This is a genomic window from Yinghuangia sp. YIM S09857 (assembly GCF_051388915.1).
GTDB lineage: Bacteria > Actinomycetota > Actinomycetes > Streptomycetales > Streptomycetaceae > Yinghuangia.
In genome coordinates this window covers 304092-327458 of record NZ_JBPKBH010000009.1, presented here as the reverse complement: position 1 = coordinate 327458, position 23367 = coordinate 304092, and the positions used below count along the sequence as shown (strand labels likewise).

The window sequence follows — 23367 nt, the reverse complement described above, 5'->3', positions numbered from 1 at the left end:
CATGGCAGCACGACCCCTACACGAAACCGTCGAGGCCGGCTGGGCGAAGGCGCTGGAGCCGGTCGCCGCGAACGTCGCCGCGATGGGCGACTTCCTCCGTGCCGAGATCGCGGCGGGCCGCAGCTACGTTCCGGCGGGTCCGCAGATTCTGCGCGCGTTCCAGCAGCCCTTCGACGACGTCAAGGTCCTGATCGTCGGTCAGGACCCGTACCCGACACCGGGACACGCCGTCGGCCTCAGCTTTTCGGTGGCGGCGGACGTACGCCCGCTTCCGCCGAGCCTGGTCAACATCTTCACCGAGTTGCAGAACGACCTCGGCGTGCCCGCCCCGTCGAACGGCGACCTGACGCCGTGGACGCAGCAGGGCGTACTGCTGCTCAACAGGTCGCTGACCACGGCCCCGCGCAAGTCCGCGGCCCATCAGAACAAGGGGTGGGAGGCGGTCACCGAGCAGGCCATCCGCGCACTCGCCGCCCGGGAGAAGCCGCTGGCCGCGATCCTGTGGGGGCGACCGGCCCGCAACCTCCGGCCGCTGCTCGGGACTTCGGTGCCCGTCGTGGAGTCGTCGCACCCGAGTCCGAAGTCCGCGGACAGCGGCTTCTTCGGCTCGCGCCCCTTCAGCCGCACGAACCACACGCTGGCCGAGCTGGGCGCGAGCCCGATCAACTGGCAACTTCCCTGACCGCACCGGCCGTTCAGGCCAGCGCGTGCCAGATGGTGCGCGCCACGTGCGGCCACGTCATCGTCGTCCGCAGGACCGACCCGTGCGTCTCCGCGCGCTTGCGCAGCTCCACGTAGTCGGTATGCAGGGCACGCAGCGCCCGGGTGAGTCCGTCGACGTCGCCCGGCTCGACCAGGATGCCGGCGTCCGCGACGATCGTGCGCTGGTTGCCCACAGTCGTCCCGACGCACGGCATTCCGCGCGTCAGCGCCTCGACCAGGGCGATGCCGAAGGGCTCGCGGTGCGTGGGGATCACCAACGCGTCGGCGCCCGCATACAGTTCGGGCATCCGGTCGTGCGGGACGCGGCCGACGTACTCGACCCCGGGCGGGAGCTCTCCCTCGGGGGCACTGCCCGCGAGAACGAGGCGCCATGCCGGGTCCTCCGCGTGCACACGCCGGAAGGCGGCCAGTAGTTCGGGTCCGCCCTTGCGCTCCCATTCGACGCCGACGAAGAGCAACTTCGGTGGCCCGTCCGGGAGTTTACTACAGCCGTCGACGAAAGGACCTTCGTCCGCGGGGACGTTCACCCCCGCCCCGACCACCAACACGCGTTCCTCGGGCACTCCGTACCGCTCGACCACCGCGTCTGCGGTGCTCTGCCCCATCACGAACACGCGACAGGCCCCGCCGATCATCGCGCGCTCGCGGGCCAGCCAGCCCGGCGTGTAGCGGGACCGGTGCTCGCCGCTGCCGCCCGCCGGTTCGTCGCCGCCGGCGGTGCCCTCCAGGCCGACGCGGTCGGTGTAGACGCCGTACCGCACGCCGGGCGGCGGCACGATGGCCGGCAGCGACTGCACGACCAGCACAGGGCGTTCACGCGCCAAGAGGCCCTTGCGGGCGACGTGGCGCTGGATCGCGACGGGCCACGCGGTGGTCTTGGTCCAGGGCGTCCCCGCGCCGGTCAGCCGGGCCTCGGCCATGGCCCGGACACGGGCCCCGGCGAGGCGCGGTTCCCGGGCGAGCGGCATCAGGTCGTACGCCGTGACCTCGGTCAGCGCCCGCATGGCCCGCAGCAGCCCTGGCGCCGACCCGGAGAAGGTCCCCGCGTGCAGGAAGACCAGCCCGCCGCTCCCCGCCGCGCCGGGCGGCGTCCCGTCAGCCACCGGCCCTCCCGCGCCGGACCCGCTGGGCGCGCACGACCTCGGACGCTTTGAACCCGACGAGCCGCCGGAACGTCCGCGCGCCGTCGACACCGCGCCGGGCCGGAGCACCGACGGCCCGGTCGGCGATCGCCGCCTCGTAGTGCGACACCAGCAGAGGAGCGAGCCGGTCGAGGCTCACGCGTTCGCGGACCATGTCCCGCGACCATGTGGCGAGTCGGGCGCGCCCGTCGGCATCCGCGAACAACTCGCCCAGCAGTTCCGGGAGTTCGTCGGCCGCCGGGTCCAGCCCGGAGCCGACGCCATAGAAGCCGAGGCGGTCGAAGACGGGGATCGTCTCGGGGCGGACCGGCTCGGTGAACCCCCGTTCGCCGACCACGATGCCCGGGACCTCGAAGGCCATGCCGCGCAGGATGGAGCTGCCCATGCCGCAGACGACGTCGGCGGCTGCGTAGGCGGCTCGCGGGTCGTCCAGCGGCCCGGTCATGACGATCGCGCGGCGGCCCAGGGCGGCGTTGACCTTGTCGGCGCGCACGCGCAGGTCCCGCTCGGCGGACCCGCCGCCGACGACCACCGCGCGGATGCCGGACACGGAGGCGTCCAGCGCCGCGACCGCGTCGATCGTGCGTTCGACGCTCTCGCGCTTCATGTTGTTGGCCAGCCGCGACACGATGGCCACGGTCGGCGGCCCGGCCGGAAGGTCGTACTCGGCGCGGAACTCCGCGAGACCGAGGTCGGGCGCGTCGGCGCGGTCGTGCGCGGTGTCGATCGGCGGTTCGAGGAGGTACGCGTGCCGCCGCGTGGCCCGCACCTCGTCGTACAGGTCGCCGTAGCCGAGGATCAGCGGCACCGACGGGATGTACGGCGGCAGGTGGCCCATCGACAGGATCGACCCGATGACCGCGGCCCCCGACGCGCCGAGATAGGCCTCCAGGGTGGACCAGTACTCGTACGGGTGCACGACGTCGATGCGGTGCCGCCGCACCGCCGCCCGCACCGCGCGCACGGTGGCGGGCGACGGGCGCATCCGCATGTCCTCGGGGGAATGGATCAGCGGCAGCCCGTACGCCCGGGCCCGCGCGGTCAGCGGGCCCTGACGCGCCATCACCCACACGTCGTGGCCCAGGTCGCGGACGGTGCGCGCGAGGTCGAGGGCGTTGATCGAGCTGCCGCCGAGTTGCATGTCGTGCGGCATGACCATGACGCGCACAGTCACGTCTCCCAGGTGTGGTCGACGTACACCGGCGCCGCCATGACGACCGCGCGCGGCGGGGTGTCGAGGTCGGGTCCGGTCACGTCGAACTGCTTGGCCGGGGCCCACCCCATGAGCGGGTGGCCCTCTTTGTCGTAGATGCCGACCCACAGCGCGAACCGGCCGCGTGGCAACGGGAGTTGACCGACGGTGCAGCGGACCTGGTTGCCCGCCCAGCCGAGGTAGACGTCGCGCCGCGCGGTGAAGACCGGGTTCGCGGTGCCCTCGGTGACGCCGATGTGCAGGACCGCGGGGCCGGTGCGCTCGGTCGTGAAGTCGAGGTCCACGACCATCGGCGCGCTGGTGGTCGGCGCGGGCTGGTCGACGCCGCGCACGTCGCAGTACGACAGCCGCACCGGTTCGTCGGTCTTGGCGCGCATCCCGGTCTCCTCCTCGACGCTGTCGCGGTAGCCGCGCATCGCCGCCCGGATGGGGCCGTCCGCCCTGATGTCGCCCTGTTCGAGCCAGACTCCGCGCGTGCAGATCGACTCGACCGCGGCGAGGTCGTGGGAGACGAGGACGAGTGTCGTGCCCTGTTCGAGGACGGCGCGCATGCGGTCCAGGCACTTCTGCTGGAACAGCGCGTCGCCGACCGCGAGGACCTCGTCCACCAGCAGCACGTCCGGCTCCAGGAACGCCGCGACCGCGAAGCCGAGGCGCATCTGCATGCCGGACGAGTACCACTTGACCTGCCGGTCGATCGCCGTGCCGAGCTCGGCGAACTCCACGATGTCGTCGAACCGGGCGGCCACTTCGGCCCGTTTGAGGCCGAGCAGCGAGCCGTAGAGGTAGGCGTTCTCCCGCCCGGTCAGGTCGGGGTGGATGCCCGCGCGGACCTCGATGAGCGCGCCGACCCGGCCGCGGACCTCCAGCTTCCCGGCGTACGGGTACATGACGCCGGTCAGCATCTTGAGCAGAGTGGACTTGCCGGAGCCGTTCGACCCGATCAGGCCGACCGCCTCGCCGGGTTCGATGTGCAGGTTGATGTCCCGCAGCGCCCAGCGCCAGTCCGCGGCGTCCCGGCGCGTGATCTTGCGGACGATGCGGCCCAGGTTGTCGCGCAGCAGCATGCGGCGGCTGTCGGCGCGGAAACGCTTCCAGAGCTGGGTGGCCTCGATGCTCCCGTCAGGCAACATCGGCGATCCCCGTTTCCAGCTTCTTGAAGACCTTGTAGCCGACCAGGAGCATGAGGCTCGCGGAGAGCGCGGCGACGCCGGTCAGCTCCCAGTCGGGCTGCTGCCCGTACAGGATGGTGCGGCGGTATCCGTCGATGACGGCCGCGAGCGGGTTGGCGGCGACGTACGGCACCAGCCACTCCTTGGTGATCTGGTCGAGGCCGTAGGCCACCGGGGTGGCGAACATGCCCATCTGCATGAGCAGCGGCAGCATGTGCCGGATGTCGCGGAAGTACACGACGGACGCGGACAGCAGCAGCGCCGCGCCGAGCGCGACCTCGATCTGGATCACCAGGAACAGCGGCGCGATGTACGACGTGCTCGCGGGCGCCTTGGTGTAGATGCCGAACAGCAGCACCAGCACGATCGCGGCGATCATCATGTCGAACAGCGCGACGATGATGGTGGCGAGCGGGAAGACCTCGCGCGGGCAGTACACCTTGTTGAGCAGCGGGCCGTTGGAGACGATCGCGCTGGCGCCCTGGGTCACCGCGGTCATGAAGAACGTCCAGCCGAGCAGGCCGACATAGCTGAACAACGGGTACGGCGCGCCGTGTGCCTGGGCGATCTTGCTGACGTCGCCCACCCGTTGGAACACCACGGTGAAGACCACCATGAGCATGACCGGGGTGAGGATCGCCCACGCGAAGCCGAGCACCGCCTGCTTGTAGCGGGCCCGCAGGTCGCGTTCGGCGAGCGTGCGGACCAACTCCCGGGCGTGCCACAGTTCGCGGACGCCCTTGATCAGCCCGGTGCGCCGTTTGAAGCGCAGCTCGGACGGCGGGCCGGCGGGTATCTCGCGAACCGGCCGCATCACGACGGCGGCGTGCGCGCCGAGTGGCGCGGGGCGCGGTCCCCCGGGACCGCCCGGTGTTCTCGGGTACTGGGTCTCGCCGACCGGTCCGGGCCGGGCGTGGCGTCCCCCCGGACGCGGCGGCCCCGACGGCCGGCCCGTGGCCGGTCTCGCTCCCGGTGCCGGCCCCAGTCCCGCTGCTGCCGCCGAAGCCGGTGCCGGTCCTGGTCCTTGGTGTGTCTGGCCGTTCATCTGGGTGTGCGGCCACGCGCCATCGCCGCGCGCGCCGACAGAGCCCCCCACAGCGTCCCCCACGGACTCCCCCTCCCTGGTCCGCCCTCAACTCTCGCACACGGCCCATGGCCGTGAGCGCGAATCACTCATAAGAGATCAACCGGATGTTTTCGCGGGCCTCCATATCCGGCCTGATCGGCCGAACTCCCCCAGCCCTGTCCCCTGTTACGCCTTGTCTACCACTCCGGCGGGCCCGGCGACGGCACGCAGGAGATCTTGCCAAGCGTCCACCACCGAATCCATCGCAAAGGCGTCCAGGCAGTACCGGTGCGCCGCCGCGCCCATCGTGCCGCGGTCGGCGAGCACGCGGCCGATGGCCTCCGCCACCGCGCCGGGGTCGCCGGGCGCGGCGAGTGCGCCGGTGCGCCCGTCGAGGACGACGTCGCGGACGAACCCCACATCCGTCGCGACCGCCGGAATCCCCGACAGGCCCGCCTCGACCAGCACACCGGGGACGCCCTCGCTGTCGCTGGTGAGCAACAGCGCGTCGGCCGCCCGGTAGACCCGCGCGGCGTCGTCCACGGTACCGAGGAACCGTACGCGGCCGGGAGCCCGCTCCGCAGCCGTCCGCTGCAATCGCGCACGCTCCGTGCCGTCGCCGGCGATCAACAGGAGCCTTTCCGAGTCCGGAAGTTGCGGGTGGCGTCCGGTGGCGTCCGAGGCGGAGGACGCGGCCCGGTCGGCCGTCTCCGCGTAGCGCGCGAAGCCCTCGATGGCGATGTCGACCCGCTTCTCCGGGCTCAGCGCCCCGACGACCGCGAGCACCACCGCGTCCTCGGCGATCCCCAGTTCCTCGCGCGCCCGCGTGCGCGACTTGTCGTCCACGCGCGGGTACGCCTCCGGGCGGCGCCCGTTCGGGATGGCCCGCACCGCGGCGGCGGGCAGCCCGTACCGGGCGACGAGGAGATCGCGTCCGATCGGCGACACCGAGGCGACGGCCGCGGCGCGCCGCAGCATCACCCCGACCCGCAGCCTTCTGGCCGGACTTGCCGCCCAGTGCCGCGGATCACCGATATTGACATAGATGAACGGAGTTCGGGCGAAAACCAGCGAGGTCGCACAGGCCGGCAGCGTCGACGACCCGTGCGCGACGACGACGTGTGTCTGCCGCGCGCGGTCGCGCAGCACCGCGAGCGTGCGGCGGTCCAGGCGGCCGGATCCGAGCGTCGGGACGGGCAGCCGGGCGGAGTCCGGACCGGCGGCCGCGGCCCCGGGCGCATCCGGGCCCACGGACCCGCCCGCACCCGGAGTCGGGGCCAACGCGACGATCTCGGAGCCGACTCCGCGCGCCCGCAGGGCCTCGTGCAGGTCGTGGGCGAAGGTCTGGGCCCCCCGGCGCCGGGGGTCGGTGATCACGTGCAACACCCCGCTCCGGGGTGGTGAGCTGCGCATGGACACGCAGGCTGCCACACATCGCCCCGCGCCGCGCCGCATCCGCCGGACATCGCCGTACAGCGGATCGCGAGTGCGGTGGCCACGAACGTTCGCCGGTTCTCGTCGTTCAGTGCGGTGCATCGCAAGGCGCAGGGCCGAAGCTCGTACTCGGCCGTACTCGCGAGGTCCTGCAACGCCGCGAGGCGCCGTGCTGGGCGGCGAGAACCGGTGAAGGTTTGTGGCCACCGCACCACGCTCGCGGCCACGTCGCCGCGGCGTTCGGAGAACCCGCCCCTTTGCCGGGTTCGATCGCTAGGCTCACCGGTGGGGACCGTCGTCGGGGAGTGCGGCGGGACGTCTTCGGGTGGTACTCGGGGTGGTGCCAGGGCTCGTCGTCGGGCGCTGGAAGACATTGGGGGTTGTGCCCGTGCACGTGTTGCACGTGATCGACAGTGTCGATCGGGCCGGGGGGGCCGAACAGGCGCTGGCAGTGACGGCGCCGCATCTGATCCGCCGCGGCGTCGAGCTGGACGTCGCGTATCTGCTCGACATGGACGGATTCCAGCCTGAGTTGGCGGACGCCGGCGTCGCGCTGTTCGGCGTGCACCGGGGCTCCCGCGCGGGTTCCGCCGCCGGGCTGCGCCGCGTGATCCGCGACCGGCGCCCCGACCTGGTGCACACCACGCTCTTCGAGGCGGACGTCGCGGGGCGCACGGCGGCGCTGGCCTGCCGGGTCCCGGTGGTGTCCAGCCTGGTCAACTCCGCCTACGGGCCCGAGCAGTTCGCGTCGCCCACGCTGCGGCCCTGGAAGCTGCGCGCGGCGCAGGGCCTCGACGCGGCCACCGCGCGCGGCGTGCGCCGGTTCCACGCGCTCACCGAGCACGTCGCCGACGTCATGGCGCGCCGGCTCGCGGTTCGTCGCGACCGCATCGACGTGGTGCCGCGCGGCCGGGACCCGGAGCTGCTGGCCGCCGCCCGCAAGCAACGCCATGCGGTACGCGCCGAACTGGGCCTGGCCGCCGACACCCCCGTGGTGCTGGCCGCCGCCCGGCAGGAGTACCAGAAGGGCCTGGACGTGCTCGTCGAGGCGTTCGGCACGGTGCGCATGACCGTCCCCGAAGCGGTCCTGGTGCTGGCCGGGCCGCCCGGGACGCAGACCGCGCTGCTGCGGGCCGCCGCGGAGTCGGTCGGCGGCGAGGAGTACGTGCGCTTCCTGGGCGAACGCCGCGACGTACCGGAACTCATGGGCGCCGCCGACGTCTTCGTGCTGTCGTCGCGCTGGGAGGGTCTGGGCAGCGTCGTCATCGAGGCGATGGGCGCGGGCGTGCCGGTGGTGACGACGGACCTTCCGCCGGTGCGCGAGATCGTCGGGTCCGGCGACTGCGCGGTGCTCGTGCCGACCGAGGACGCCCCGGCCCTCGCCGCCGCGCTGGTCGCGGCACTGACCGACCGGGCGGCGGCGAACACCCGGGCCGATGCGGCCCTGTCGCGCTTCCTCGACACCTTCACCGTCGACCGGGTCTGCGACCGGATGGTCGACTTCTACGCACGCGCACGGGCAGGGAAGCGCACGTGACCCACACGACCCACGAGTACCGGCCGTACGGGGAAAACCTCCACAGTTCCGACACAGCCGAGCAGTTCGCCGTCGGAGCCGTTCAACTACCGTTGACCTGCCGCGAGAACGCATCGTGGCCGACCGCTCACGCACCTCGCCCTGCGCACTCCTTGACCGCGATCCGGAGGGGGACCGGTGGAGACCTCTAGCTACTTCTCCGTCTTGCAGCGCCGCTGGAAACTGGTGGTGGCATGCCTGGCGGTGGGGTTGGTCGCCGGGTTCATGCTCACCCCGAAGGATCCCAAGGCGCTGGGCAACGACTGGGAGAGCACCATCTCGATCGTCCGCTCGCCCGAGACGGACAAGGAGTTCCAGCTCGTCGAGGTGAAGTTCGACTCGGATGGCGGCGACGTCGCCAAGGCGGTGGGCACCAAGATCAACAAGGATCCGGCGCTGATCGCCGCCCGCGTCACCACCAGCGTCGACGGCGACACCGGGGTGTTCTCGGTGACCGCCAAGGGACCGAGCAAGGAAGAGTCCGAACTGCTCGCTCGCACCTGGGCGGTGACGACGGTCGAGGTCTTCGCCGCGAAGCAGCGTGCAAAGGCCCAGGCCATCGCCGACAGCGTGCGCCCCGAACTCGACAAGCTGCGCACCGAGGTCGCCCGGCTCCAGAAGGAGGTCGACGCGCTTCCGGCCGCGCAGCGGCTCACCAGCATCCAGCAGGCCGACCTGACGACCAAGCAGGAGTCGTACCGGGCGCTGTCGGCGGAGTTCGAGAAGTACTCGCTGCCGTTCAACGACCCCAAGGTCCTCGTCCAGGACAACATGCGCAGTTCGGCGGACGCGTCGACCAGCATCCTGGCCCCCACGTCCCGTTCGCTGCGCCTCGCACTCGCCGGCGCCCTCGGGCTCGCCCTCGGCCTCGTCGCCGCGCTCATGGTCGACCGCATGGACATGCGCCTGCGCACCCGGCTCCAGGTCGAGGACGCGTTCGGCATGCCCGTCATCGCGGAGGTGCCGCGCGCGTCGCGGCGCATGCGAGCGGGGTATTCGGTACTGGTCGCGGCGCGACCCGGCAGTCCGGTGTCGGAGGCGTACCGCTCGCTGCGGTCCGCGCTGCTGCTGTCCGGTCCGCCCGGGCTCGCGTTCCGGCTCGGCGAGACGCCGCCGCGCACCGGCCGCGCGTCGTCGCTGCCGGTACGGCAGTTCACCGATCCGGCACCGGTCATCCTGGTGGTCTCCCCCAAGCCCGGCGACGGGCGGACGAGCACCGTGGCCAACCTCGCCGCGGCGCTCGCCGAGGCCGGCCGGTCCGTGCTCGTACTGGACTGCGACTTCCGCAACCCCGAGACCCACCTGTACCTCGGTGCGAAGACCGGGACCGGGCTGTCCGAACTCCTGCTGTCCGACCGCGAGACGGACCTCGCGCACGTCATCCGCGGCACCGAGATCCCGCACGTGCGGGTGATCACCGGTGGGGCGCCGACCAGTTACCCGGCCGCGTTGCTGCTGCGCGTCGGCGAGGTCATCGCCCGGGCCCGGCACCACGCGGACGTCGTGCTGCTGGACAGCGCGCCGCTGCTGTTCGCGAACGACACGAACGACCTGGTGCAGCACTCCGACGCGATGCTCGTGGTCACCCGCAGCGGCAACCTGACGCCCGATCAGGCGTCGCGTGTGTCCGAGCTGTTGACGCGGACCGGCGTCCCGGTGGCGGGCATCGCGCTGATCGGCACCGACCCGTCCACGGTCGGCCGCGGTCGCGGCCTGTCCTCGATCAGCGTGCCGGGCAGCGGCCTGATCCTGCGCGGCCGCTCCAACGCCGCGGGCGAACTCGCCGAGGACGGCGAACGCGCGGCCCCGACCTGGGCGCAGCGCCCCGAGATCGGCGGCGGGAGCGGCGACGGTGCCGCCGTGGTGCGCCCGGGCGGCGGCGAGTCCTCGGACGACGACCAGCCCCGCACGCCCGCCGCGCGCGAACCCGACTCGGACTCCTTCGTGCACACCGCCGAGCTGCGCACCATCAGCGTGCGTCCCGGCGAACCCCGTTCCGGCTCCTACTCCGCGGACCTCGACGACCGCTTCGACGGCGGTCCGAGCGGCTACGGCGGCGGCGGCGGGTTCCTGGACGACGACCCGAGCGACCTCGGCCAGTTCGGCCGTCCCGGCGGCCGCCAGGGCCGCGGCGGGCGGTCCGGCCCGGAGGACCTGTCGTGACCGGCGCGGCGCCCGCGTCCGCCGCCCGGACGCGCGTGCTGTGGCTGACCAAGGGCCTGGGCCGCGGCGGTGCCGAGCAGTTGCTCGTCAACTGCGCCCGCCACGTGGACCGAGAGCGGTTCGAGGTGGAGGTCGCGTACGTCCTGCCGTGGAAGGACGCCCTGGTCCCGGCCCTGCGCGACGCCGGGGTGCGCGTGCACTGCCTCGGCGAGCGCCCCGCGCCCGACGGCGGACGCGCGGACCCGGGACCGGCCGCCGGCGGTGCCGCGCGGGCCGACCGCGCCTGGCCGCTGCGCCTGCGCCGGCTGGTCGCCGCGCGCGGGTACGACCTGGTGCACACGCACATGCCCGTCCCCGCGGTCGCGGCCCGCGTACTGCTGCGGCGCGGGGTCGCGCTGGTGCACACCGAGCACAACCTGTGGCACCGCTATCGCACGCCGACGCGCCTCGCGAACGCGTGGACGTACCGGCGGAATTCGGCCGTCATCGCGGTGTCGAAGGCGGTCGCCGAGACGATCGCGCCAGATCGGCTGCCGCGGGCGCGCGCCGGCGTCGAGCCGCTGCGGATCGTCTACCACGGCCCCGACCTGGGCGGCGTGCTCCAGGGCGCGGGCGGCCGCGAGCGGGCGCGGCGGCTGCTGGACCTGGACCCGGACGCGTTCACCTACGGCGTGGTCGCGAACTTCACGCCGAAGAAGGACCACATGGGCCTGCTGGAGGCGCACGCGCTGCTGCGGCGCCGCGAACCGGCGGCGCGCCTGGTCCTGGTCGGTCTGGGCCCGCTGGAGCCGCAGTTGCGTGAGCGCGCGTCCCGCCCTGACCTCGCCGGCTCGGTGGTCTTCACCGGGTCGCGCGGCGACGTCCCCGAACTGCTGCCCGCGTTCGACGTGTTCGCCCTGGGTTCGCGACAGGAGGGGCTGCCGGTCGCGCTGATGGAGGCGATGGCGACCGGTTTGCCGGTTGTCGTCACCGATGTCGGGGGCATGCCCGAGATCGTGGCGGACGGAGTCGAGGGGCGCGTCGTACCCTCGGGGGATCCGGCCGCATTGGCGGCGGCGCTCGCGGAGGCGGCGGCGGATCCGGCACGACGGCGTGCGTGGGGCAAGGCCGCACGCCTGCGGTCGGAGTCGTTCGACGTCGCGGGCGCGCAGGCACGGATCGAGGACGTGTACCGGGAGGTGCTGAGACGATGACCGACCGATCCCAAGGGGATGTCCTGGTCCGGGAGTTGACGAAGGACGACGAGCCGCAGGTGCTCGGGCTGCTGGCCGCCGCGCTCGTGGGGGGCGGGCCGACCGGCGAGCGCACCCAGGAGTTCTTCGACTGGAAGCACCACGACAACCCGTTCGGTGCCAGCCCGGGCCTGGTCGCGGAGACGCCGGACGGTGCGATCGCCGCCGTGCGGCTGTTCCTGCGCTGGGAGTTCGTGCACCAGGGCGAACCGGTGCGCGCGGTGCGGGCGGTGGACACCGCGACCCACCCCGCGATGCAGGGGCGCGGCCTGTTCACCCGGATGACCCGGGACCTGCTGGACAGGCTCGCGGACGACACCGACCTGGTGTTCAACACACCGAACGCCAACAGCCTGCCCGGCTATCTCAAGATGGGCTGGCGCGAGGTGGGCAAGGTGCCGATCGCGCTGCACCCGATCCGGCCGCTGGCGTTCGCCAAGGGGCTGCGCGAACTGCGGTCCGGGGAGGCCGCGGAGGCCAAGGTGTCCGGGTCGACGGTCGACTTCGGGCGCACCCGGCCCGGGGCCGGCGCGGTGAGCAGCTCGTACGCCTCCGGCTCCGGCTTCCGGTCGACGAACCTGCCGGACGTCTCCGAGCTGCCGAAGTCGACCGCGGACGCCTCGCACATCCGCTGCCGCTTCCCGACCGCCCGGCAGTTCTTCTCCGACCCGGCCGCGCGCAACGGACTGGAGGAGCTGATCGGCGACGCGGACTCGGCCGACGCGGCGCTGTGGCCCGACCGGCTGCGCACCCGGCCGACCGAGGCGTACCTGCGCTGGCGGTACGGCGACGCGCCGGGTCTGGACTACCGGGTGGTCGCCGCGTACCGCCAGGGCGCACTGGACGGGGTCGCGTTCGGCCGCCCGCGCATGCGCGGTCCGCTGGCCGAGTTCACCCTGTCTCAGCTCCTGATCCGGCCGGGCGACCGGATGACCGCGCGGCGGCTGCTCTCCGCCGCCGGGCTGTCCGGCTGCGACCACGTCGCGACCCACCTGACGCCCGGTTCGGACGCGTCGCGCGCGGCCCGGTACGCGGGATACGCGACGCCGCCGCGCACCGGCATGCTGCTCGTCGCGCGCCCGCTGCGCCCGCTCCCGTACGGCCTCGACCCCCACACCCTGAACTCCTGGCATCTGGCCCTGGGTGACCTGGAGGTCTTTTGAGCGGCACCGCGCTGCCGCGGTTCCGCCGCCCGCGGATACCGTGGGCCGGCGTCGCCGCGACCGGGGTGGTCGGGTTCTACGTTGCCGTGTTCGCGTGGTCGATGGAGAACCGGGCGTACGACATGTGGGGGGCGCTCATCGTCTTCCCGCTGCTGCTCACCCTCAGCATCCCGATCCTGGAGCGGCTGACCCGGGACGACGAGCCGTGGTTCCAGAAGATCGTGGTGTGGGCGCTGGTCGCCAAGCTGGTGGCCTGTTTCGCGCGGTACTGGATGTCGTTCCACTTGTACGGCGGCAATGCCGACGCCGCGATGTACGACCTCGAAGGCCGCCATCTGGCGGTCTTCTTCCGGGACGGCGACTTCACGGTCGACATCGGCCGCAAGGTCATCGGCACCGGTTTCATCATGATCCTGACCGGCATCGTGTACGCGTTCGTCGGGCAGTCGATCCTGTCCGGCTATCTCGTGTACTCGTGGCTGGGATTCTGGGGCCTGTACCTGTGCTGGCGGGCGTTCACGATCGCGTATCCCGACGGGGACCGAAAGCGCTATTCCAAGCTGGTGTTCTTCCTGCCGTCGCTGCTGTTCTGGCCGTCCGGCATCGGCAAGGACACCTGGATGCTGTTCACACTCGGCATGTGTGCGTACGGCTGCGCGCTGCTGCTCGTGCGGCGGCGCGGCGCGTACCTGTTCCTGCTGCTCGGCATGCTGGGCACCACGATGGTCCGGCCGCACGTGACCGTGCTGGTGATGTGCGGGCTGATCGTCGGCTATCTGCTGCGCAGCAGACCTCAGCAGGTGTCGGCGCTGGGGCCGATCCGCGCCGGGCTGGGCGCGGTGGTGCTGGGCGCGGGCGCGGTGATCGCCCTGAAACAGGTGGGCAAGTTCTTCGGGACGACGGACCTGAGCGCGGGGTCGGCGACCGAGGTCGTCAACCGCACGCAGACGCTGACGTCGCAAGGCGGCTCGGCGCAGGCGACTGCCGAGCAGACGAGCGTCATCTCGCCGTCGCATCTGCCGCAGTCGCTGATGACCGTGCTGTTCCGGCCGTTCCCGTTCGAAGTGCACAACATGCAGGCTTTGTTGGCATCACTCGAAGGCGTGCTGCTGCTGGCGCTGTTCGTGACATCGCTGGCCCGGCTGCGGCGCCTGCCGGCGCTGCTGATCAGACGCCCGTACCTGGCGTTCGCGCTGGTGTACGTACTGGTGTTCGCGATGGCGTTCGCCAATATCAAGAACTTCGGCATCCTGACGCGCGAACGGGTGCAGGTGTTCCCGTTCGTGCTCATCCTGCTCGCGATCCCCAAACCCGAGGCGCCGGACGGGCAGGAGGTCCGGCGCCGCCGAAGGGTTCCGGCCAAGGCGCGGGCGGGTGCGGGTGCGGGTGCGGGGGCCACGATGGGCGGTGCGGCCGCCGCGGTTGCCTCCGGTACCGCGAACTTCGTTGATTTCGACGGGAGTACGCGCGGCGCCGGGTCGCCGGTGATGCCGGGTACGGGGGTTTCGGGCACGACCAATCCGGCCGGGACGGGGGTCCCGGCCACCGGGAGGGGGGATCCGCAATGGCGGTGACGATGGGTGGGCAGGACGGGGCGTCGGCGGCTTCAGGGGCCGCGCTTCCGGCGGTACTCGGGGGGACTCCGGCGTTCCCGGAGGGGCTTCCGCTGACGCGCGTTCAGGTCCCGGACCGGGCGGAGCTCGACCGCCGGTTCGACGCGATCCTCACCAGCGGGCAGTTGACGAACGGCGATACGGTGCGCGAACTGGAGGACGCCGCGGCCGAGTTCCTGGACGTACCGCATGTGGTCGCGGTGGCGAGTTGCACGAGCGGGTTGATGCTCGCACTCCAGGCGTTCGGTGTCGCGGGCCGGCGGGTCGTGATGCCGAGCTTCACGTTCTCGGCCACCGCACACGCGGCGCACTGGGCGGGCGCACTCCCGGGTTTCGCCGACGTGGACCACGCGACGCTCACGCTGGACCCGGGGAGCGCAAGTCGGGAGATCGACGCGTCGGAGGGCTCGCCCCCGACCGTGGCCGCGCTGATGGCCACGCACGTGTATGGAACGCCTTGCCACGTCGAGGAGTTGGACAAGGTCGCCACGGAGTGGGGCGTACCGCTGCTGTACGACGCGGCGCACGCGTTCGGCAGCCGCCGCGCCGGGGCGCCGGTCGGCGGGTTCGGCACGGCCGAGGTGTTCAGTCTCAGCCCGACCAAGGTCCTCGCGGCGGCCGAGGGCGGCCTCGTCGCGACGCGCGACGCCGCGCTGGCCGAGACGATCCGGCTCGGTCGGGGATACGGCAATCCGGGCGACTACGACTGCGTGTTCCCGGGGCTGAACGCGCGGATGTCGGAACTGCACGCGGCCCTCGCGCTGGTGTCGCTGCGCACGCTGCCGGAGCGGGTCGCGCACCGGGGCGCGCTGGCGGCGGCCTTCGCGGCTCGGATCGAGGGGTTGCCCGGCGTACGCCTGCCCGCGCTCGCGGACGGCGACACGTCGACGTGGAAGGACCTGACGCTGATCGTCGACCCCGCCGAATTCGGCTGCGGCGTACCGGTGTTGGCGGCTGCTCTGAAGGCCGAGGGGATCGACTCCCGCCGGTACTTCCATCCGGCGGTGCACGTGCAGAAGGCGTACGCCCCGCTGCACGGCGCGTGGCGGCTCCCGGTGACCGAGGAGATGGCCGACCGCGTGCTGACGGTGCCGCTGTGGTCGCACATGGACGAGACGACAATCCTGCGCGTCGCGGACGCGGTGGTCCGCATCCAGGCGCACGCCGCGCGGCTCTGAAGGTGGTTGTGTGGATGTGCGCGGGCTAATCGGCCGCGCACATCCACACAAAATGTGACGCGCCGCGACGACGCATTCCGGAAGGGCGTGTCCGAATAGCGCAGCGAATTTCCCCGCTGTTCGGCGGGCGGCCGCTTTCGGCGCGGCCGGTTCCCGAAAAGCAGTTCGTGTGTCGCGGGTGTTCGCCGGGTGGGCGATCGGGTGTTCGCAGCTTCGGGTGTTCCGATGGCCGAGTGTTCTGATGATCGGGTGTTCGGGTGTTCGCGGCTTCGGATGTTCGGGTGTTCGGGTGTTCGGCGGACCTACGACGTGCTCGGGCGCACGAGTGCGTACGTCCTCCCGGCCAAGTCGGCAATGCGGCAGTCGCCGGCGTCCGGGACCGCGGTGCGGACCCGGTCCTTTGCCGCCTGCCGCCATTCGGCGGGGATGCCCCCGGTGCCCGCGAGCACGCCGGCCACCGAACCCGCGGCCGCGGCACCGACTTCCGTGTCCCAGCCGCCGCGGACCGTCAGGCGCACCGTCTCAGTCCAGTCCCCGTCACCCCACAGCAGTCCGGCGGCGATCAGACACGCGTTGCCGACGGTGTGCCGTGGGCCGTAGTGCCCGTGGCTGCGGTGGATGTCGTCGACGACCTCCGCCCATGTACGCCCGCGCGCGTGCCCGACCAGCACCTCGCACAAGGCGTCGCACAGGCGCGACCTGGGCGGGATGTGCCGCAGCGAAACGGCGACCGCCTCGGTGGCGTCGCGTGCCGTGAAGGCCGCCGACGAGAGGGCGGCGACCCACATGGCGCCGTAGAGCCCGCTCGCGACGTGCGAGAGTTGCGCGTCCTTGCGGGCCAGCCGCGCGGCGCGCCGGGGATCGCCGGGCGCGATGTATCCGTACAGGTCGGCCCGGGGCAGCGCGCCGTCGCCTTCCTGCATGGGCTCGGGCCTGCGCACGGCGCCGACCCGCCCGGATGCGGTCACGCCGTCGACGAGCATGCGGTAGGCGGCCCGTTCGGCGCCGCCGGGCCGCAGGAAGGGCAGGGTCAGCAGCCATAGCGACGCCATCTGCTCGTGGGTGAAGCCCGGACCGTACGTCTCCAGCAGCCGCAGCGTCAGCACCGCGCGGTCGACGGCGTCGCAGCGGTCCAGTACTTCGGCCGGGTCGGCCATCATGTGCGCGCCCGCGCAGCGTCCCAGCCAGCCGCCTTGGATGCGGTCGAGGAGGACGTCGTCGGGCGGCGGTGTGTCGGGAGGCCCGTCGGGCGGTAGGCCCGCGTCGATCGCGGCGTCGTCGGCGGGCTCGCGCGGAGCCGCCCGGTGGGGCCGCTCCGTCGCGGCATCCGCACGGTGCCGACGGCTCGCGCCGCCCGGTTCGGTTCGTTCGCGTCGCACGTGGTCCCTCCCCCGTGGGTGGGTCATGCGTTACTGGTGGACACAAGTGCGGTCGACACAACTGCGGTCGACACGTGTGCACTGTGCACAAGTGCGGGTGCACACAAGTGCGGTGGGTTCCGAATGGGCCCGGTGAAGCTGTCGTGCGGTGAGCCGGCGGGCCACAAGCAGCCATCATGCTCCGCGCGGGGCGCGATGGCCACACTTCGTCGTACATCTGTACGCCAATGGCCCAATCGGACGTTATCGGTCCATGCCGACCACCGTTGGTTACGTGCACGTTGCATGTGAGGGGGGTGCTTCGGGTCCTTGGCGTAAAACCAACGCGTACCCCGGAAATTCGACAGCTCGAAGGGGGTTCGCAACGGCTCCGGATCGCGTACCTTATCGGCCATGACCTCGGCTCGAGCCTTTGACGGCGGCATCTATTCGCCGTATTCGGAGACCCCGATCTACGACCGTCTGGTGGCCGAGCGGGGCCGCCCGGAGATCGGACCCATGCATGTGCCCGCGCCGGACTTCACGGGGCTCGGTCACTACTCGCGCTTCGGCGAGCGCCCGGCACTGCCGGCGCTGCCCGCGCTGCCTTCCTCCTACTCCGGTTCCTCGTACGGCGGTTCGTCGTATTCGAGCCCGTCGTACACCGCGCCCGCGGCGCCCGCCGCGACGTATTCCGGTTCCTCGTACGGCGGTTCGCCCTACGCCAACGCCGGGTACGCGTCGCCGGGCTATGCCCCCGCACCGACGCCGCCCGCGCCGCTGCCCTTCACGCCGATCGCCGGGCAGCAGAGCGGGCAGTACGCGACGGCCCCGCAACCGCCGCAGCAGTACGTGGGTCAGCCGCTCCCCCAGGGCTACCGCCCGGCCCCCGGTGCGCCGCAGGGCTACCGTCCCGCGCCGGGTGCACCGCAGCAGTACGGCGGCCAGGTCCCGCCCCCGCGCATGGCGGGCCGCCCGGAGCCGACCGGCTTCCAGGACCGCTACTGACGGCCGATCGTTTCTGAAGGTCGAGCGTTACTGAAGGCCGGGCGTTACTGACAGCCGAGCGCCACTGACGACCCACCAAGGCGGACGGAGACCTCCGTCCGCCATCGGCCATGCCACGCCCGGTCGGCGGCCGTCAGCCGCGGGGCGGCAGTTCCGACGACGCCGCCGCGCGCAGCACGCCCACTGCGGCGGCCCGCAGATCCGCGGTCAACTCGTCGAAAGGCAGCGGTAGTTCGCTGCCGTCACTCAGCCTGCGCTCGGCGTCCGCGAGAGTCGCCGTCACCAGCAACTGCATGAGGCGCAGCCGCGCGGCGCGATTGCCCGGCGGCAGATCCGGCTCGTCCGCGGCGAGCACGTCCCCGATCCGCGCCGTCACCTGCCTGATGCCACCCGCGAAGTCCTCGCCCAGCGGCGGCGACACCGGCGCGTCCTCCAGCGTGAAGCGGTGCACGAAGCGCGCGTAGTGGCTGTCCTCGCGCCGGTTGTCGCGCATGGCCTCGGCGAGCGGGCGCACGTAGATGTCCACGAGGGCGCCGAGGTCGTCGCGCCGCGCGTCGGGCAGCTCCGCGAGCAGTTCCAGGCGGCGCGCGTTGAGGGGTGCGAGGCGGTCCTCGTACAGCGCCCGGACCAGGGTGTCCCGCGTGCCGAAGTGGTACTGCACCGCCGAGTTGTTGCGCTGGCCCGCGGCCGCGCCGATCTCGCGCAGCGACACGTCCGCGACGCCGCGCTCGGCGAACAGGCGTTCGGCGGCGTCCAGAATCCGTGCCCGGGTCCGGGTCTTGACATCCATGCGAGCAGTGTAAGACATTCCGTCTCAACGAATTAAGTCAAACTGTCTCATCGCTCGCGAGGTATCCCGTGTTCGACATCCACCCGCTCACCCCCGCGATCGGCGCCGAGGTCCGCGGCCTCGACGTACGCGAACCGCTGGACGCTCCGGCATACGCGGCGCTCGCCGACGCACTGCACACCCACCAGGTGCTCTTCTTCCGCGACCAGGACGTCACGGCGTACCACCAGCGCGACTTCGCGGCGGGGTTCGGCACGTTGCAGCACTTCCCGTTCGGCGAGCCCGCGGCCCCCGACCTGCCGGAGGTGATGGTGCTGGCCACCGGCGGCGAGGGCCCGAAGGTCTCGAACGCCGACATCTGGCACAGCGACGCGACCTTCATGGCCCGGCCCCCCATGGGCACGATGTTGCGCGCGGTGTCCCTTCCTCCCGTCGGCGGCGACACGCTGTGGGCCGACATGGAGAGCGCGTACGCGTCGCTGTCCGCGCCGATGCGCGGCCTGCTCGACGGACTCACCGCCGAGCACGACTTCACCAAGTCGCGCTCACACCGCGGAGGTGACAAGGACGCGCTGCCGCCCGTCGTCCACCCCGTGGTGCGCACCCACCCCGCCACCGGCCGCCGCTGCCTCTACGTGAACCGGATCTTCACCACCCGGATCGTCGAACTCGACGAACGCGAAAACGAGTTGCTGCTGCCGTTCCTGTTCGACCACGTGACCCGGCCCGAGTTCCAGGTGCGGCTGACCTGGCGCCCCGGCGACATCGCGCTGTGGGACAACCGCAGCACCCAGCACTACGCGGTCTACGACTACGAGGGGCCGCGCGTCATGCACCGCATCGTCATCGAGGGCGACGCACCGCGCTGACACACCCGCTGACGCGCCCCGCCGACCCTGCCGCGGCGCCTGTCCGGCCGGCCGCCGACGCGCCCGCCGAACACCCCGCGCACGCATGGCACTCGCCCCCGCGCCCCGCGCACGCCCTTCCCCTGGAGCCCCCATGACCCTCACCGCCCGAAGACTGACCGTTCCCACCGCCGCCGGCCACCCGTCCGGCATGACCCGCCGCGTGTTCTCCGCCGGAGTGGTGTCCTCCGCCCTCGCGGCCTCGCTGACGGCCTGCGGCGGAGGCGGCGACTCCGCCGACGCCCCGGCGGCCGACCCGACGGCGCCCGCGGTGCGCGGCGGAACGGCGACGCTCATCCTCTCCCTGGAGGCCAACGGCTTCGACCCGGCGGCCGTCAACCCCACGGGCATCACGTACGGCACCCGCATGGCCGCGGTGTTCGACGCGCTCGTGTACGCGGACCAGCGCACCGGCGAAGTACGCCCGCAGCTCGCCGAGTCGCTCACCACCGCGGACGGCGGCACGACCTGGGTGCTCAAGCTCCGCCCCGGCGTGCTGTTCTCCGACGGAACCACGCTGGACGCCGACGCGGTGCGCTTCAACTGGGCGCGGGCCGCCGACCCGGGCGTACGGTCGCCGCAGTACCGGATCGCCAAGGACCTGCGGCTCGCGGTCACCGACCCGACGACGCTCACCGTGACGCTGCCCGCACCCAACCCGCACTTCGACGGCGTGGTGGCGAGGAGTCTGGCGTTCGTCGGCTCCCCCAAGGCCATCGCCGCGGACGCGGCGGGCTTCGCGGCGAACCCGGTCGGCGCGGGGCCTTTCGTGCTCGCGTCGTGGACGCGCGGCAGCCAGATGACGTTCGAGCGCAACCCGCGCTACTGGCAGCCGGAACGCCCGTACCTGGACCGGTTCGTCGTCAGGACGGCGCTGGACGAGCGGCAGCAGGTCGACACCGTGTCGTCCGGCGGCGCCGACCTGCTGCTCGCCTCCTCGCAGGCGCAGGCGGGGGCGGCCCGGGACGCGGGGCTCGGGGTGGCGGAAGCCGTCCTGGCCGGCGGCTTCCTGGTCGTCTTCAACACCGCCCGCGCGCCGTTCGACGACGTACGCGCCCGACAGGCGTTCGCCGCCGCGCTGGACTCGTCCGACCTGGTCAGGACCGTCTACGGGCGCGACACGCCGGGAGCCGCCGGCCTCTTCCCCGCCGACACGCCCTTCGCCGCCGCGGACGCCCGGCAGCCCGGCCAGGACCTCGCGCGGGCGCAGTCGCTCCTCGACGAACTGGCCGCCGCGGGCAAGCCGTTGAAGTTCACCTTCACCACGCTCAACAGCCCGGCCTCGCGCAAGACCGCCGAGTACGTGCAGAGCCGCCTGCTCACCCTCAAGAACGCGCAGATGGAGATCCGCGCGGTCGACGGACCCGGCTACCAGTCGGGCGTCATCGTCAACCGCGACTTCCAGGCGTCGCTGTTCAGCGTCGCGTTCACCGACCCCGAGCCGACGCTGTACGAGCTGCTGCGCACCGGCGGGCAGGCCAACCTCGGCGCGTGGAGCAGCGCCGAGGCGGACCGGGCCCTGGACGAGGCGCGCACGGCCGTCGACACGGCCGTCCGGCAGGCCGCGTACGCACGCGTGCAGCGCATCGTGGCCGAGCAAGTGCCGGTGTGGGCCTACCTCAACGCCTGCTCGGCGACGGCGTACCGCAAGCACATCACCGGCGTCACGATGTTCGGTGACGCCTGCCTGCTACCGGATCGCCTCGGCCGCACGAGCTGACCGGCCTACAGCCGACGGTCAGCAGTCAGCAGTCACCGGTCAGCGGCCGACGGCCAGCAGTCAGCGGTCAGCGGTCTGCGGTCAGCGGTCAGCGGTCAGAGCGCAATACCCAGCAGCGCGTCGACCGCTCGGGACGCGACACCGGGGGCGGACTCCTCCGTGCCGCCCTCGGTGAGCTGGCGTTCGGCCCACGCGTCCATCGCGGCCAGGGCTCCGGGCGCGTCGAGGTCGTCGGCCAGGCGCGCCCGCAGCCGGCCCAGGAGCGTGTCGGCCGAGGGGCCGTCAGGACGCGAGACCGCGGCACGCCAGCGCTCGAGCCTGGCCTCGGCGGTGGCCAGGACCTCGTCCGTCCACTCCCAGTCACTGCGGTAGTGGTGCGCGAGCAGGGCCAGGCGCATGGCCATCGGGTCGACGCCGCTCCTGCGCAGCGCCGAGACGAACACCAGGTTGCCGCGCGACTTCGACATCTTCTCGCCGTGCAGCGCGACCATGCCCGCGTGCACGTACGCCTTGGCGTACGGCGCCTCGCCGGTGGCGACCTGGGCGTGCGAGGCGCCCATCTCGTGGTGCGGGAACACCAGGTCCGAGCCGCCGCCCTGCACGTCGAAGGCCATGCCGAGGTGTTCGAGCGCGATGGCGACGCACTCCACGTGCCAGCCCGGGCGGCCGGGGCCCAGCGGGCTGGGCCACGAGGGCTCGCCGTCGCGCGCCGCGCGCCACAGCAGCGGGTCGAGCGGGTTCTTCTTGCCGGGCCGGTCGGGATCGCCGCCGCGTTCCGCGGACAGCTTGAGCATCTCGTCGGCGGTGTAGCCCGACACGCCGCCGAAGCGCACGTCGGAGGCCACCGAGAAGTAGATGTCGCCGTCGACGTCGTACGCGGCGCCCTTGTCCCGCAGGTCCACGATCAGCGGGACGATGCGGTCGATGGCCTCGACCACGCCGATGTAGTGGTCCGGCGGCAGCACGCGCAGGGCCGTCATGTCCTCGCGGAACAGCGTGGTCTCGCGCTCCGCCAGCTCGGTCCAGTCCTCGCCGTCCCGGGCCGCGCGCTCCAGGAGCGGGTCGTCCACATCGGTGACGTTCTGCACGTAGTGCACGCGGTGGCCCGCATCGCGCCAGGCCCGCTGGAGGAGGTCGAACGCGACGTAGGTCGCGGCATGCCCCATGTGGGTTGCGTCGTACGGCGTGATGCCGCAGACGTAGAGCCCGGCGACGGGCCCCGGGTCGGTCGTGACGAGGTCGCGGGCGGCGCTGTCGAACACGCGCAGGGACGCGCCCTGACCTGGCAGGACGGGCAGTTCGGGTGCGGGCCAGGCATACATGCCTATGAGCGTAACGGTACGTGAGCGCGAGCCGGATACCGGCGGCCCCGAACGCGCTCCGACCGGAGGCCGCGACACGCCGCCGAAGTCGACCGCGAGAACTAGTGGAGAAAATCTCTCCACTTCTGCTACGGTCTTCTTCAAGCGGAGGAAATCTCTCCACCTGGACCGGGGCACCACCCGAGCGCACCACCCACGAGAGCGAAGCGAGGCGGCGGACATGGCGGGCACCGAAGCGAAGCGCAAGGACTCCGGCGAGGGCCGGATGCGCGCCGACGCGCAGCGCAACCGGCAGCTCATCATCGAGGCCGCGCGCCGCATCTTCATCGAGTCCGGGCCGGACGCCCCGCTGGACGAGATCGCCCGGCACGCCGGCGTCGGCATCGCGACGCTCTACCGCCGCTTCCCCGAGCGGGACGATCTGATCCGCGCGGTCGTGCTCGACACGTTCGCGGCGATGGCGAAGGCGGCGGAGGACGCGGAGGCGCACGGAGGCGATGCGTACCAGGCCCTCCGCATGTTCATGCACAGCGCGCTGGACGCGGGGATCGGCGCGACGATGCCCGCGCTCGCCGGGCGCGGGGGG

Annotated in this window: 19 protein-coding genes; 11 read left to right on the top strand and 8 right to left on the bottom strand. The window is 72.5% G+C overall.

The features are described from left to right. Window position 1: 1 nt before the first annotated feature. Window positions 2-682, top strand: coding sequence for a uracil-DNA glycosylase (locus ACRX5S_RS21650; protein WP_436774659.1), 681 nt, complete (start codon window positions 2-4; stop codon window positions 680-682). Window positions 683-695: 13 nt separating this feature from the next. Here the strand turns inward: ACRX5S_RS21650 and ACRX5S_RS21645 are convergent, their stop codons facing one another. The 5 genes from ACRX5S_RS21645 to ACRX5S_RS21625 all read right to left on the bottom strand — a co-directional run bounded on the left by ACRX5S_RS21645 (window position 696) and on the right by ACRX5S_RS21625 (window position 6693). Further along, on the bottom strand, window positions 696-1826 hold the full coding sequence (locus ACRX5S_RS21645) for a glycosyltransferase family 4 protein (RefSeq protein WP_436774658.1): 1131 nt from the start codon (window positions 1824-1826) through the stop codon (window positions 696-698). After that, a complete protein-coding gene (locus ACRX5S_RS21640) occupies window positions 1819-3039 on the bottom strand; it encodes a glycosyltransferase (protein ID WP_436774657.1) in 1221 nt (406 codons plus the stop codon). The genes ACRX5S_RS21645 and ACRX5S_RS21640 overlap by 8 nt, the downstream gene beginning before the upstream one ends. Beyond that, window positions 3036-4211: an ABC transporter ATP-binding protein gene (locus tag ACRX5S_RS21635; protein ID WP_436774656.1), complete on the bottom strand. Its 1176-nt coding sequence runs from the start codon at window positions 4209-4211 to the stop codon at window positions 3036-3038. The genes ACRX5S_RS21640 and ACRX5S_RS21635 overlap by 4 nt, the downstream gene beginning before the upstream one ends. Further along, window positions 4201-5064, bottom strand: coding sequence for an ABC transporter permease (locus tag ACRX5S_RS21630; protein ID WP_436774690.1), 864 nt, complete (start codon window positions 5062-5064; stop codon window positions 4201-4203). Before ACRX5S_RS21630 ends, ACRX5S_RS21635 begins: the two co-directional genes overlap by 11 nt. A 438-nt stretch (window positions 5065-5502) precedes the next feature. Continuing rightward, on the bottom strand, window positions 5503-6693 hold the full coding sequence (locus ACRX5S_RS21625) for a glycosyltransferase family 4 protein (protein WP_436774655.1): 1191 nt from the start codon (window positions 6691-6693) through the stop codon (window positions 5503-5505). Window positions 6694-7132: 439 nt separating this feature from the next. Between ACRX5S_RS21625 and ACRX5S_RS21620 the strand changes: the two genes are divergently transcribed. The 6 genes from ACRX5S_RS21620 to ACRX5S_RS21595 all read left to right on the top strand — a co-directional run bounded on the left by ACRX5S_RS21620 (window position 7133) and on the right by ACRX5S_RS21595 (window position 15675). Further along, on the top strand, window positions 7133-8287 hold the full coding sequence (locus ACRX5S_RS21620; protein WP_436774654.1) for a glycosyltransferase: 1155 nt from the start codon (window positions 7133-7135) through the stop codon (window positions 8285-8287). 177 nt (window positions 8288-8464) lie between these two features. Continuing rightward, entirely contained in the window at window positions 8465-10489 is a 2025-nt protein-coding gene (locus tag ACRX5S_RS21615; RefSeq protein ID WP_436774653.1) for an AAA family ATPase, read from the top strand. Next, a complete protein-coding gene (locus ACRX5S_RS21610) occupies window positions 10486-11682 on the top strand; it encodes a glycosyltransferase (RefSeq protein ID WP_436774652.1) in 1197 nt (398 codons plus the stop codon). The genes ACRX5S_RS21615 and ACRX5S_RS21610 overlap by 4 nt, the downstream gene beginning before the upstream one ends. After that, a complete protein-coding gene (locus ACRX5S_RS21605; RefSeq protein WP_436774651.1) occupies window positions 11679-12884 on the top strand; it encodes a GNAT family N-acetyltransferase in 1206 nt (401 codons plus the stop codon). The genes ACRX5S_RS21610 and ACRX5S_RS21605 overlap by 4 nt, the downstream gene beginning before the upstream one ends. Beyond that, a complete protein-coding gene (locus tag ACRX5S_RS21600) occupies window positions 12881-14458 on the top strand; it encodes a hypothetical protein (RefSeq protein WP_436774650.1) in 1578 nt (525 codons plus the stop codon). Before ACRX5S_RS21605 ends, ACRX5S_RS21600 begins: the two co-directional genes overlap by 4 nt. Next, on the top strand, window positions 14449-15675 hold the full coding sequence (locus tag ACRX5S_RS21595; RefSeq protein ID WP_436774649.1) for a DegT/DnrJ/EryC1/StrS family aminotransferase: 1227 nt from the start codon (window positions 14449-14451) through the stop codon (window positions 15673-15675). The genes ACRX5S_RS21600 and ACRX5S_RS21595 overlap by 10 nt, the downstream gene beginning before the upstream one ends. 302 nt (window positions 15676-15977) lie before the next feature. Here the strand turns inward: ACRX5S_RS21595 and ACRX5S_RS21590 are convergent, their stop codons facing one another. Beyond that, entirely contained in the window at window positions 15978-17054 is a 1077-nt protein-coding gene (locus ACRX5S_RS21590) for an ADP-ribosylglycohydrolase family protein (RefSeq protein WP_436774648.1), read from the bottom strand. A gap of 393 nt (window positions 17055-17447) precedes the next feature. Here ACRX5S_RS21590 and ACRX5S_RS21585 point away from each other — a divergent pair, with 393 nt between their 5' ends. Next, window positions 17448-18041, top strand: coding sequence for a DUF6643 family protein (locus tag ACRX5S_RS21585; protein WP_436774647.1), 594 nt, complete (start codon window positions 17448-17450; stop codon window positions 18039-18041). A 133-nt stretch (window positions 18042-18174) separates the two neighbouring features. Here the strand turns inward: ACRX5S_RS21585 and ACRX5S_RS21580 are convergent, their stop codons facing one another. Then, on the bottom strand, window positions 18175-18831 hold the full coding sequence (locus ACRX5S_RS21580) for a TetR/AcrR family transcriptional regulator (RefSeq protein ID WP_436774646.1): 657 nt from the start codon (window positions 18829-18831) through the stop codon (window positions 18175-18177). A 68-nt stretch (window positions 18832-18899) separates the two neighbouring features. Here ACRX5S_RS21580 and ACRX5S_RS21575 point away from each other — a divergent pair, with 68 nt between their 5' ends. Together ACRX5S_RS21575 and ACRX5S_RS21570 are read left to right on the top strand one after the other, a co-directional pair. Further along, window positions 18900-19700: a TauD/TfdA family dioxygenase gene (locus tag ACRX5S_RS21575; RefSeq protein WP_436774645.1), complete on the top strand. Its 801-nt coding sequence runs from the start codon at window positions 18900-18902 to the stop codon at window positions 19698-19700. Between the two features lie 133 nt (window positions 19701-19833). Continuing rightward, window positions 19834-21459, top strand: a complete 1626-nt coding sequence (locus tag ACRX5S_RS21570) for an ABC transporter substrate-binding protein (RefSeq protein ID WP_436774644.1) — start codon at window positions 19834-19836, stop codon at window positions 21457-21459. A 95-nt stretch (window positions 21460-21554) separates the two neighbouring features. Here ACRX5S_RS21570 and mshC read toward each other — a convergent pair whose 3' ends face one another. After that, entirely contained in the window at window positions 21555-22781 is a 1227-nt protein-coding gene (mshC, locus tag ACRX5S_RS21565; RefSeq protein ID WP_436774643.1) for a cysteine--1-D-myo-inosityl 2-amino-2-deoxy-alpha-D-glucopyranoside ligase, read from the bottom strand. Between the two features lie 220 nt (window positions 22782-23001). On the opposite strand from mshC, the gene ACRX5S_RS21560 reads away from it, so the two are divergent. After that, window positions 23002-23367, top strand: a 366-nt coding sequence (locus tag ACRX5S_RS21560; protein ID WP_436774642.1) for a TetR/AcrR family transcriptional regulator, incomplete at its 3' end; no start/stop codon positions are given.

Bases quoted from the DNA above. Each gene is read 5' to 3' on its own strand.
- ACRX5S_RS21585 (WP_436774647.1), top strand. From the start codon at position 17,448: ATGACCTCGGCTCGAGCCTTTGACGGCGGCATCTATTCGCCGTATTCG.
- ACRX5S_RS21650 (WP_436774659.1), top strand. From the start codon at position 2: ATGGCAGCACGACCCCTACACGAAACCGTCGAGGCCGGCTGGGCGAAG.
- ACRX5S_RS21630 (WP_436774690.1), bottom strand. From the start codon at position 5,064: ATGCGGCCGGTTCGCGAGATACCCGCCGGCCCGCCGTCCGAGCTGCGC.
- ACRX5S_RS21605 (WP_436774651.1), top strand. From the start codon at position 11,679: ATGACCGACCGATCCCAAGGGGATGTCCTGGTCCGGGAGTTGACGAAG.
- mshC (WP_436774643.1), bottom strand. From the start codon at position 22,781: ATGTATGCCTGGCCCGCACCCGAACTGCCCGTCCTGCCAGGTCAGGGC.
- ACRX5S_RS21635 (WP_436774656.1), bottom strand. From the start codon at position 4,211: ATGTTGCCTGACGGGAGCATCGAGGCCACCCAGCTCTGGAAGCGTTTC.
- ACRX5S_RS21570 (WP_436774644.1), top strand. From the start codon at position 19,834: ATGACCCTCACCGCCCGAAGACTGACCGTTCCCACCGCCGCCGGCCAC.
- ACRX5S_RS21580 (WP_436774646.1), bottom strand. From the start codon at position 18,831: ATGGATGTCAAGACCCGGACCCGGGCACGGATTCTGGACGCCGCCGAA.
- ACRX5S_RS21595 (WP_436774649.1), top strand. From the start codon at position 14,449: ATGGCGGTGACGATGGGTGGGCAGGACGGGGCGTCGGCGGCTTCAGGG.